This is a genomic window from Pseudomonas sp. SWRI50 (assembly GCF_014269095.1).
Classification (GTDB): Bacteria; Pseudomonadota; Gammaproteobacteria; order Pseudomonadales; family Pseudomonadaceae; genus Aquipseudomonas; species Aquipseudomonas kermanshahensis.
On record NZ_JABWRW010000004.1, the window covers coordinates 368,494 to 380,446 of the forward strand.

Annotated in this window: 6 protein-coding genes and 1 rRNA gene; all 7 read right to left on the bottom strand. The window is 64.4% G+C overall.

All coding sequences use genetic code 11. The annotated features are described in order from the left end of the window. Positions 1-90: 90 nt before the first annotated feature. Positions 91-579 carry an outer membrane lipoprotein YfiB gene (yfiB, locus tag HU750_RS07235; protein WP_186677968.1) on the bottom strand — a complete coding sequence of 163 codons (489 nt, stop codon included), beginning with the start codon at positions 577-579 and terminating at the stop codon, positions 91-93. A 4-nt stretch (positions 580-583) separates the two neighbouring features. Continuing rightward, positions 584-1,852, bottom strand: coding sequence for a diguanylate cyclase DgcN/YfiN (gene dgcN, locus HU750_RS07240; protein ID WP_186677973.1), 1,269 nt, complete (start codon positions 1,850-1,852; stop codon positions 584-586). Then, the gene (gene yfiR, locus HU750_RS07245; RefSeq protein WP_186677976.1) at positions 1,849-2,415 is read right to left on the bottom strand and encodes a regulatory sequestration protein YfiR; all 567 of its coding nucleotides are present in this window, start codon (positions 2,413-2,415) and stop codon (positions 1,849-1,851) included. The genes dgcN and yfiR overlap by 4 nt, the downstream gene beginning before the upstream one ends. Positions 2,416-2,493: 78 nt before the next feature. Further along, positions 2,494-4,569: an exodeoxyribonuclease V subunit alpha gene (gene recD / locus HU750_RS07250; protein ID WP_186677979.1), complete on the bottom strand. Its 2,076-nt coding sequence runs from the start codon at positions 4,567-4,569 to the stop codon at positions 2,494-2,496. Continuing rightward, complete coding sequence (gene recB / locus HU750_RS07255) at positions 4,566-8,243, bottom strand: exodeoxyribonuclease V subunit beta (protein WP_186677982.1); 3,678 nt, start codon at positions 8,241-8,243, stop codon at positions 4,566-4,568. The genes recD and recB overlap by 4 nt, the downstream gene beginning before the upstream one ends. Continuing rightward, positions 8,240-11,722: an exodeoxyribonuclease V subunit gamma gene (recC, locus tag HU750_RS07260; protein WP_186677985.1), complete on the bottom strand. Its 3,483-nt coding sequence runs from the start codon at positions 11,720-11,722 to the stop codon at positions 8,240-8,242. The genes recB and recC overlap by 4 nt, the downstream gene beginning before the upstream one ends. Positions 11,723-11,869: 147 nt before the next feature. After that, positions 11,870-11,953: ribosomal RNA gene (gene rrf, locus HU750_RS27525) — 5S ribosomal RNA — on the bottom strand; the annotation flags it as partial.

Genomic DNA, 11,953 nt, shown 5'->3' on the forward strand with positions numbered 1-11,953 from the left:
CTGCCGCGTTGCGGCAGATCGCGGGGCAAGCCCACTCCCACAACGACGGATGACCATACTTTTCGTACAAAACCTAACAGGGGGGGCTGTTCAGTAGGACGCCACGATGATCGATACGCGTCGATTTTCGGTGCGCCCGGCGGCGCTGCGGTTGTCCGCCACCGGCTGGGTGCTGCCCAGGCCGCGGGTCTGGATGTTCTGCGCGGGCATGCCGACGCCGATCAGCGTTCTGGCCACACTCTGTGCGCGGCGCTCGGACAATTGCTGGTTATAGGTGGCCCTGCCCGACGCATCCGCGTGGCCATCCACCCGCACACGTTGGAGACCTACGCCCAGCAACGCTTTGCCAATTCGCTCGACGATCGCCTGGCTCTGGCCATTGAGGCTGTCCAGGTCACTGCCGAACAGTACCTTGCCGGACAGGTCAAAGGCCCAACCTTCATCAGTCGGGGCAAAGCCTTCACGCTTGAGCACGGCGATTTGCTCGGCAGTCAGCCCCTTGGGTGTGGTCTGGCAACCGGTAAGCGCCAGCATGGCAAGCAGCAACGCCCAAAGGGGAAAACGCAAACGATGAATCACGGGTTCAACTCCTGTTCTTGATTTCGGTGGCGGACCGTTCCGTCTGCGCCACTTGCCAATGGCCACGGTGCTTACGCTTGGCCTGGTACATTGCCGCATCGGCGGCGTCCAGAAGGCTGGCAGGGTCAGTGCCATCCTGGGGGTAAAAGGCGATGCCGACACTCAGCGAGGTGGCAATGCTGCTGCCACTGTCCAGCTGTACCGGCAGTTTCATGCTGGCGACGATTTTCTCGGCGATGAGTTCGGCGTCTGAGCGCGACTGCAGCGGCGTCAGCAACACCGCGAACTCGTCGCCGCCCAGGCGCGCCACCAGGTCATGCTCACGCAGTTGGGCGCGAATGCGGTCGGCCACGCTGATCAGCACTTCATCGCCCACGGCATGGCCGAGGCTGTCGTTGATCTGCTTGAAGTGGTCACTGTCGAGGAACAGCAGCGCCAGATGATCTTGCTGCCGCGCAGCGTTGCGCAGGCTGCGGCTGAGGCGGCCTTCGAAAAAGGCGCGGTTGGGCAGGCCGGTCAGGCTGTCGTGGCTGGCCTGGTGAGCAAGGGTCTGGTTTTCGCTCTGCAGGTGGCTGTGCCACACCTCCAGTTCATCGAGCAAGGCGTTGAAGTCGTTACTCAGCTCGTTAAGCTCGGCAATCGGGGCTTCTGGCACACGGCGGTCGAAACGACGTTCACGGCGGGCAGCATGGGCAACGCTGGCCAGGGCACGCAATGGGCGAACGATGTTGCCGAGCAGGCGCCGCGACAAGTACAGGGCGATGACGGCGCTGAGTACCATGCACAACAGGATCCCGCCTAAGCCACCGAGCAGGAACAACAACAGGCTGCGGCCTTGGCCAATCAGTTCGATATGCCCGACCTTTTGCTGCTGGTGAATGATCGGCAGGTTGGCCGGCTCGTCCAGCAGCGCGGTGGCGACCTGGGTTTCCAGGTGCGCAAGCATGCCGCTGTCGTTGCGTTGCCAGTGGGCCAGTTGCTCGCCTTCATTGTTGAAGACCTTGGCGTCGGCCACCTCTTCGGTACTGGCAATCAGTGCCAGCGCCTCACTGGCCGCAACGCTGTCGTCGAATACCACGGCGGCTTCGACGGTGTAGGTGATCGAGCGGGCGATCAGGTGCAGGTTGTGGTTGGCATAGACCTGCAAGGCAAGCACGCCCAGCACGGTCAGCGAAATACCGACCAGGCCCACGGCGAGCAGGGCGACACTGAGGTGGCCACGGCCGAGCACTGAACGCAAGGTCGGGCGAATACGCCTGTTGGTCGTTTTCATGGCTGCGCACCTCGGCGCCGCGACAATTGCAGCACGCTGGGGTGGATGCGTACGCCGGAACGGGCCACGGAATCGAGGTTCACTTCAAAGGCGACCTGCTGGTCGCTGACCCGCAGGCAGAACAGGCTGCCGACCGTACACGGGTCGTCGGCCTCGCTGATGCTCAGCACTGGATGGCCGCTGACACGCTGGAACAAGCGGTCGCGCTGGCCCTGATCGAGTTTACCGATGTAGAGGGCATCACAGGCCTGGGCAACCTGCGCATCGTCAGCCAGCAGCCGACGCACCTGCAGCGGCCGCCCGGACTCCTGCACGTGACCCTTGATCAGGTCGTCTGCGTATTCGGTGGGGCCGATCAGGCACAGGCGCAGGGGCACAGGCTCGATGGGCCAGCGGGCGTAACTGAAGATCCCCAACACCACCTGGGTAACAGCCTTGGCACGTTGCTGTGCCTGCACAGCGGTTGCTGAGGTTTCCGCCCAGGCAGGGCCTGCCAGTAGTAACAGGACCGCCAGCAACAGCGAAAGCGTACAGCGCGTCACTCGCCTTCCGGCCACGGTCATGTGGGAAATCTCTCGAAGTCCTTTCAGATGTTGGCGCAACGATAGCACATGGCCGCCAATCGTACCTGGCGGCCAGTGTCAGACCTGTTCGAGCATCAGGCCGGAAATGCGCCGCACCTTGCGCGACACCGCCTCCTCGAAGATGCCCTGCCGTGGTTCGATCAGGCTGAAGCAATGCTTGGCGCGGGTGATGCCGGTGTACACAAGCTCCTTGGTCAGCACCGGGTTAAGGGCGTCCGGCAGCACCAGGGCGGTATGGCTGAACTCCGAGCCCTGGGACTTGTGCACCGTCATGGCGAACACGGTTTCCACTTCGTTGAGCCGGCTTGGCAAGACGAAACGTACCCCACCGTTGCCGTCGTTACGCGGGAAGGCAACCCGTAGCAGGGGCTCGCCCCGCTCATCGGGCAGGCGCAAGGCGATGCCGATGTCGCCGTTCATCAGGCCCAGGCCATAATCATTGCGGGTCACCAGCACCGGACGGCCCTCATACCAAGGCTGCTGAGCGTCGATCAGCCCGGCGTTGTGCAGCACCCGCGCCACCCGTTCGTTAAGGCCTTCGACACCCCATGCGCCCCTGCGTACCGCGCAGAGCAGCTGGAAGTTCTCGAAACTGTGCAGCACCTTGCTTGCCCATTGCTCCCAGAGCGGGTCATCGAACGCGGTGGCCGGAGCCGGCCGATAGCGGCCCAGGGTCCGCAGGTAGCTGCGATAGCCTTGAGGCCCTTCTGCGCCGCGGTTGAGGCCGTCGAGCAGTAGACGGTCGAAGGCGCGATCGTGTTCGTTCTTCAGCGCCAGGCCGTTGACATCCGGCGGTGGCATCGCGAGCAGATTGCGCGCCGCATGGGATTCCTGACGGTTGACCAGCCGCGCCAACTGGCCAATCCCGCTGCCTTCGCCGAAGCGCCGGGAGAAACGCAGCATCACTACCTGCTGGGCCAGCGGATTGCGCTGCGCATCACCGGGTTTGAGACCACTGCCTTCCAGCGACTGGCCACCAATCTGCTCCAGCCACGCCTGGGTCGCGGGTGAGTAACAGCCCTCTTCGGCATCCCGGCACAGGTCGCCCAATACCGCCCCCGCCTCGACCGAGGCCAACTGGTCTTTGTCACCCAGCAGGATCAGCCGTGCGCGGGGTGGCAGGGCGTCGAGGAGGTTGGCCATCATCTCCAGGTCGATCATCGAGGCTTCGTCGACCACCAGCACGTCCAATGGCAACGGGTTGCCCGCGTGATGACGGAAATGCCGCGACCCGGGGCGGCTGCCCAGCAGCCGGTGCACGGTGCTGACCTCGGTAGGAATGTGCCCGCGCACGGCTGCGCTGACGTGCAGGCGCTCGACCTGCTGGCCAATGGATTCGGTCAAGCGCGCAGCGGCCTTGCCGGTCGGCGCGGCCAGGCGAATACGCAGAGGCCTGCCCTGCTCCACTGCTGGGGCCTGCAGCAAGGCCAGCAGGCGCACCACCGTGGTGGTCTTGCCGGTACCAGGGCCGCCGGTGATGATGCTGAAGCCAGCGCGGGTCGCCAGGGCGCACGCCAGCTTTTGCCAATCAACCTGACCGGCCAGGGCACCCGCGTCGAACAGCTGCGCCAGGCGCGCCGGCAAGTCAGCCGGTGCGGCTTCATCCTGGTTCAGGCGCTGGCGCAAGTTCTGGTCGATGCGCCGTTCGTAGTTCCAATAGCGGCGCAGGTACAGGCGCTCGCCACTGAGCACCAGCGGCCGTGCCTGCTGGCCTGGGGTGTCGCCGGCGGCCACCAGTGGGCTGGCAGCGATGCGCTGGCGCCAGGCCTGAAGGTCCAGGTCTGCAAGCAGTTGCGAAGGCAGCAGCAAGGGGCCGATCAAGGCGTCGCCTTCAGGCGGCAGCGACAGTGCAAAGTCCGGTTCGGCCAGGGTTTGCTGCAAGTCCAGGCAGACATGGCCGTGGCCCAGCTGATGGCTCGCCAGGGCAGCCGCCAGCAACAGCAAGGGGTCGCTGCCCGGGGCGCGTTCTTCGAGAAACGACACGAACGCGCGGTCGAGGGCTCGCAGCCAGCCACGCTCGACCCAACGGTCCAGCAGTTGCAGCAGGTCAGCGCTGACACGCTGCGGCGCCAGGGCCAGCAGGTGTTCGGCGTGCAGCGGCGTGGGCAGCAGGTCGGTGAGGGTTCGGCTCATGGTGCGGCTCCGGCAAACAGGTCCTGCTGTGCGGGTGCATGCTCGCCACGGAACAGCGCATCGAGGGCTTCGATCAGTGCCCGCGGCGGCTTGACGAAGTACACGCCATGACCGCTGCTGTTGGCACCGCGCAGGAAGATGAACAGGGCGCCGCCGACATGGCGGTCGTAATCGTAGTCAGGCAGGCGGGCGCGCAGTTGGCGGTGCAGGGCCAGCAGGTAGAGCACGTACTGCAGGTCGTAACGATGCTCGAGGATGGCCTTTTCCATGGCCTGGCTGTCGTAGGACTGGATGTCCGGGCCCAGCCAGTTGGATTTGTAATCGGCCACGTAATAGCGCCCGTCCAGCTCGAAGGCCAGGTCGATGAAGCCCTTGAACATGCCGTTGAGCAGCGTCGGCTGTGCCGCCGGCCGCGCCTGGCCTGGGTGCGTATAACGCGCCACCAGTTGATCGAGCTGTTCGGCGTCGACCTGATGGCTGGCGAACCAGAACTCCATTTCGATCTGGTAGTGACGCAGGTCCGCCAGGGTGAGGCTTACGTCGTGGGCCAGTACAGGCAGCGGTTCGTTCAGCAACTGGCGCAGCCACGGCGTCAGCGTCGGGATCCAGCCGGTCCAGTCACGGCGGTTGCAGCGCTGGCCGACCGTGCGCTCGATCAGCTCGGGGTTGCCGCTGACCTCCGCGAAGCCTTCTCGGCCGGCCCATTCCAGCAGGCCATGCAGGAAGGTGCCGGGGTTTGGCCCGCGTGGGAAGCGGTGGATATCCCCCCCTTCAGCCGGCACCTCACGCAGCAGCTGCGCATCGAGGACTTCGTCATCCAGCAGCTGCTGAGCCTGTGAGCTGTCGGCACCGAGGGTCTGGTCCCCGACGCGCAAGGCACTATAGGACGCAATCCACCAGTGCTCGGCGGCCGCTCGCCGGGGCTTGCGCGCAGGCAGCAGCTCACGTTCGGCGTGCGGCGTGCGGTACAGCTGATCGTCGGCCAGCGGCAGCGGTGGGCACTCAATGTACGGGCAGCTTGATGCCAACGCCTGCAGCCAGTCCGCCAATTGCCCGGACCCCGTCAACGCAAGGCCACCGCCAAGCAGGTAACCGAGGGCTGAGCGGTGCAGTTGCGAGCTCTTCTGGTTGCCGCGCTTGAGGTCGGCGACGCCAAGCCAGCACGCATGCTGGGCGCGGGTCAGGGCCACGTAGAGCAGACGCAGGTCCTCGGCCAGGCGCTCGTCGTCGGCGCGTGCGATCTGCTCCTGATCAGGGGTTAACGTCAGGTGCGCGTTGCCTTGGCTGTCATGCCAGGCCAAGGGCAGACGGGTACCGTCCACGGGCTTGCTGGTGCAGATGAACGGCAAGTAGACCAAGGGGTATTCGAGGCCCTTGGACTTGTGGATGGTCACCACTTTGACCAGTTGCTCGTCGCTCTCCAGCCGCAGGATCTGTTCTTCACCGGCCTGACCGGAACTGGCCAGGTGTTCGGCCAGATGACGGATCAACGCTTGCTCGCCATCGAGCTCGCCCGCCGCCTGTTGCAGCAGCTCGGCCAGGTGTAGCAGGTTGGTCAGCACACGCTCGCCGTCACTGCGGGCGATGAGCGTGCGCGGCAGCTGGAAGTCGTGCAGCAAGTGGCGCAGCATCGGCAGCACGCCTTGGCGCTGCCAGGTATCGCGATAGCGCCGAAAACGCATGACCCAGTCTTCCCACACCCGTTCGTCCTGGTTCAGCTTGTCCAGCGCCGCCAGTGACAGGTCGAGGGTAAGGCTGGCCAGCGCGGCCTTGAGCAGGCGCTCCGAATCCGGCTCGGCGCAGGCCTTGAGCCAGGCCAGCAGGTCATGCGCCTCTTGGGCGGCGAACACCGAGTCCTTGTCGGACAGGTACACGCTGCGCACATCACGCGCGGCCAGTTCGGCACGGATCATCTGTGCCTCGTGGCCGTCGCGCACGAGAATGGCGATATCCGAAGGCAGGCAGGGGCGCAGTTCACCTTCGCCGTTGCGGAAACCCGCCGTACCCTGCTGCCCACCGTTGAGCAAGGCGACAATATGGCTGGCGCAGCTGGCAGCCAGGTGCTGGCGGTAAACGCTACTCGATACCGGCTCTTCGCTCTGCAGGTGCCAGCATTGCAGGGCTGCGCTTGGCTGGCCGTCCACCAGCAGGTGCTCGCTACGGCCTTTGGCGCGGACCTCGATGAAGGGCAACGGGTTGTCTTGCGCTTCACGGAACAGAAACGCCCCTCGCCCCTCGCCTCTGGCCTCGGCCTGGAGAAACACCTGGTTGACCGCCGCGACCATGGCCTGGCTCGAACGGTAGTTGGTGTCCAGGCTGTGCAGACGCCCGGTGGTGGCGCGCCGGGCAGCGAGGTAGGTATAGATGTCGGCACCGCGGAAGGCATAGATCGCCTGCTTGGGGTCGCCAATCATGAACAGCCCGGTTTCAGGGCGGTTCTCGCTGATCTGGTAGATCCGCTCGAAAATCCCGTACTGGACCGGGTCGGTGTCCTGGAATTCGTCGATCAGCGCTACCGGGAACTGCTCACGAATCAACCCGGCTAGGCGCTCGCCGGCCTCACTGGCCAAGGCATGTTGCAGCCGCAGCAGCATGTCGTCGAAGCCCATCTCGGCGCGCCGGCGCTTTTCCACTTCGAAGCGCGCCGACACCCAGCCAGCAGCGTGTTCAAGCAACTGCGCATCCGGGCTGGCGAGGGCCTGCAACTGTTGCTGCAGCGTTTGCATGGCGTGCAGCCCGGGGTGATCGGGTGGCTCGCCAGACTTCCAGGCCTCGGCCATGCCCGCTGGCGTCAGGCGGGTGAAGCCGGTGCCAAGATCGAGCTCCACGGCCTGCTCGTCGCCGGCCCAGACGCACAGCTTGTCGAACCAGGGTTCAAAATAGCGTGCCTGCATCTTGCGCCCGTCGGCCTGCTTGGCGGCCACGGCATCGCGGCAGATCTGCCGCAGTTCCTCGGCCCATTGTGCCCAGGGCGCCTTGAGCGCAGCCAACTGCTCGGTACGTTGCCCAAGCGCGTTTTGAATCAACGCTTCGGGCGCTTGCCCGTCCTGCTGTGCCCGTACCCGGCCGAACAGCGGGCGAATCCGCGGCAACAGCGCGTCGGGGCTGCCCCAATGCCCACGCACCCAGGCCAGGGCCTCACCTTGCATGCCATAGCAGAACCGGCGCCAGTAATCGCGCATGACCTGGCCCAGCAAATCGCTGTGATCGGTCTCGAGTGTCTGGGTGAACAGGCTGCCGCTGTCGAACGCGTGCTCGCGGAGCATGCGCTGGCACCAACCGTGGATGGTCGACACTGCGGCTTCGTCCATCCATTGCACGGCGATTTCCAGGCGGCTGGCACAACGTGGCCAAGCCTCTTGCGGGTAATCGTCGCGCAACTGGTGCAGCAGTGGGTCGGCAGCGTCAAGCTCGCCACGGAAGAACCGCGCCGCCTCGGCCAAGCGGGCGCGGATACGTTCGCGCAGCTCTTTGGTGGCGGCGTCGGTAAAGGTCACCACCAGAATCTGCGGGGGCAGCAGTTCACGGCCGAAGGCCTGTTCGCCCCCATGCCCGAGGATGAGCCGCAGGTACAGCGCCGAGATGGTAAAGGTTTTGCCGGTACCGGCACTTGCTTCAATCAGCTGGCTGCCGTGCAAGGGGAAACTCAGTGCCAGGGGACGGTCCTGGGTCATGCGCCACTCTCCGGGTTGCCCAGGGCCTGCCAGGGTGCGTTGAACAAGGGGCGGTACAGGGTTTCGCACCAACCTTCAAAGGTTTCGTCGGCGGTGAGCGCGGCGAAGTCACGGAACTGCCGCGCCAGGGCGATGCTCTCGCTGCGCTCGCCAAAACTGTTGCGCTCATCGCCTTCATAGGCGCGAGCAGCCGCGGCCAGCGCTTTGTCGGCATCGTCCTGGGCCAGCCAGGCGAAGGCCGTTTTGGCGGCCACCGGCAGCGGCGCATTCATGGCGGCCTGGCGTGCAACCAACAGGTCGCCGAGCAATTGCGCCGCCTGGTCTTGCGGTAAAGGTGCGAGGAGCAAGGTCAGGTCACTGGCCACCAGCGCACTGTTCAGCGGATAACCCGCAGCGCAGGCAGCCAGGTGCATGACCCAGGGTGCGATCAACCGGTGCCATTTATAGTTGTTGCGCCCGGCACTGATGGTGTTCGGGACGGTGGTGATGCTTAGCAGGCTTTGATCATCAGCCTGGTACACCCGGCCTAGCCAGCCTTCCAGCCGGTGCGTGCCCTGTTCGTAATGCACAGGCAATGCGCCTTCGACCAGGTGTGGCCAACGCTGCAACAACTGACGATGACGTTGCAGCAGGTCTGGCAGCGGCTGAATCAGATCGGCCTGCAGCAGTGCGCCAAAACCGGCAAGCGGCAACACGCCACACGCTTGCAGGCGGCGCGCCTGCACCTGCAAGGCCTGCTCGGCATTCGCCGGGTCGGCCAGCGCGGCATTCAATAGGGTTTCACTGGCGCTGTAGCGTTGCAGGGTGTCGAGGACGAACGGCTCTTCATCCGGCGTCGGCGCCTCCAGGGCCTCGAAGAACACCTTCAGGCGCTGGCTGAAGAAGTGCCGCACCGGGTGGCGAAGAAAATCGTTCAGCTGCGTCAGGTTCAACGCTTCGTCGTCGACGTAAGGAGGCAAAGCCGGCTCGACCTGCGTGGCGTCCTGCCCTTGCCGATGCAGCAGCTGCCATTCATGGGCGAAGCTGAACAACGGGCTGCCCTTCTGGAAGTAGCGCGGGCTGAACGGCTGCAGCGGGTGCTCCTGGGTCAAGGCGTGCAGCAAGCGCTCATCCGGCCCTTGGCCTGGCGCGTCATCTGCACCGGCCAAACGCCAGCCGGCAGCCACATGATCACGCAACTGGCCGATCAGCACCGAGGCGGGGCGCTCGCTGTTGTCGCGGATGCTGCGCCCGACCCAACTGACATAAAGCTGATCCCGTGCCGACAGCAGCGCTTCAAGCAACAGGTAACGGTCATCTTCACGGCGCGAGCGATCACCGGGGCGGTAGTCGCTGGCCATCAGGTCGAAGTCCAGCGGCTGCTGGGCGCGGGGGTAGTCGCCATCGTTCATGCCCAGCAGGCAGACCACGCGGAACGGGATGGCGCGCATGGGCATGAGGGTGCAGAAGTTCACCGAACCCGCCAGAAAACGCTGTGACAGCTTGCCTTGGTCAAGCCCCGACAACCACGCTTCTCGGACCACCGTCAGCGGTAGCGCATCTTGCAGGCCGACGGTTTCGCACACTTCCTGCCAGGCGTCGCGCAGGTCCTGCAACTGCATCAGCAGAAACTCGTCGTGCTCACCTTCGGCCAGGAAAAACACCTGCAGCAAGGCATTCAAGCGCTCGCCCCACTCGGTGACGGTCGCCGGCTGTGCCAGTGCCTGGCAGGCCACCTCAAGGGCGTCCAGCAGGGCTACCAAGGGGCCGATCAGTGCCGCATCGAGGCCACCGATTTCGTCATAGGGTTCAATGCCATCACACCCCTCCCCCACACCTACGGCATAACCCAACAACATGCGCCGCAGGCCGAAACGCCAGCTGTTCTGTTCCAGGCCTTCAGGCAGGCCGAGGCTGGCCCGTTGCTCGGCGTTCAGGCCCCAGCGGATACCGGCACCTTCAATCCAGCGATGAAGCGTGGGCAAATCGCTTTCACGGATACCGAAGCGGGCCCGTACTGCTGGCACGTCGAGCAGGTCGAGCACTTCACTGACCGCAAAACGGCTGTCTGGCAGCTTGAGCAGGTGCTCCAGGGCAATCAGCAAGGGCTCGCGACCGCGCTGGCCTTGGTCGGTTAGGGTGAATGGGATGTAGCGCGGGTCGTTGCGCTGCAATTGGCCGAACACGGCGCGGATATGGGGTGCATAAGTGTCGATTGCCGGCAGCATCACGATCACATCGCGCGGGCGCAGCATAGGGTCGGCGCTGAAGCGGGCCAGTAACTGGTCGTGGAGAATCTCCACCTCGCGTTGCGGGCTGTGCGCGACATGGAAGCGCATCGAACGGTCCTGCGCGAGGTCGACTTGCGGCCAGCGTTCGCGGGTTTCGGCCAGTGGGCGCAGTTCGAGGATGTCATCCTGCAGTTGGTTGAGCAGCGTGGTCGGCGAAGCTTCGCTGAACAGGTCGATGCGCCCTTCGCTGAACACGCCGCGGTAGCTGCCGGGGTCGTCATAGCTGTCGAGCAGGTTGATGTAATCACGACCCTGCTTGCCCCAGGCGGCCAGCAGCGGATGGGCATGCTGGTGTAGCGATTGGTCATCCAGCAGAAGCGGCATGCCTTGCTTGCGTTGTTGACGTTTGTACTGATGCCGCAGCAGGTCTTTGTCGGCGACGATATCGGCCCAGTGATGGCGACACGGGTTGTGAACGCAAAGCAGTACCTGGCTGAACCGGGCAAGCCCCGCCAAAGCCTCCAATGCTTGCGCTGGCAGGGAGGAGATACCGAACACGATCACGCGCGATGGCAGGCCGACAGGTGCCTGCTCCAGGCTGTTGATACGCTCGATGAACCGTTGATGCACACCTGCACGGCTTTGCGCCATGCCCTGCTCGCCGACATCGTCCAGCAGCGCCCGCCACAATTCGGCCTGCCAGCGATTGCCAGGGGGCAAAGGTTTACGCTCGCCACGGGCGGTATTAAGGATGTGCTCGCCGGCAGCCCAGTCCTTGAGCCAGTCGGCTCGGTAGACTTGGTACTGGTCGAACAGGTCGGCCAGGCGCTCGGCAAGCTGGTAACGCTTGCGCAGGTCGCTATCGTCGATGAGAAAACGGCGCAGGGGCTCGAAATGCGGGCGCTCGATCAACGCCGGAAGCAAGCGCATGAGGCGCCAGGTCAACGGTGCTTTGTCGAGCAGGGAAACTTCGGGGATCTCATCGCGGCCCAGCACTCGCCGGTAAAGCTGCCACATGAAGCTACCAGGTAGCTGCACATCGATCGCGGCGGCAATACCACAGCCGCCTAGGTCCCCTTCTTCAGGGTCTTCAGCCAGCGCCAGTTTTAGCCACTGGGCGATGCCGTTGCTCTGCACCAGGGCGATTTCGTTTTCCAGTGGCGCTAACGGGTAACGCCGCATCCAGCTCACCACCAAGCTGCGCAAATCGTCGAGGCGGTTGCCATGTACGATCATGAAGCCGGGATGGAGGGCGGTGGTGTTGACCATTGAGCATTCCCTGGAAGCGGTGGGTTGTGATGCGGAACCATATCACGGGGCATGCCCGGGGTTATGGCGGGCATGGCGACAAATCTTTTCCAGCCCAAAAGACAAAACCCCTACCTGCTCGCGCAGATAGGGGTTTTGCGAAATGAATCTTGACGATGACCTACTCTCACATGGGGAAACCCCACACTACCATCGGCGATGCATCGTTTCACTACTGAGTTCGGGATGGGA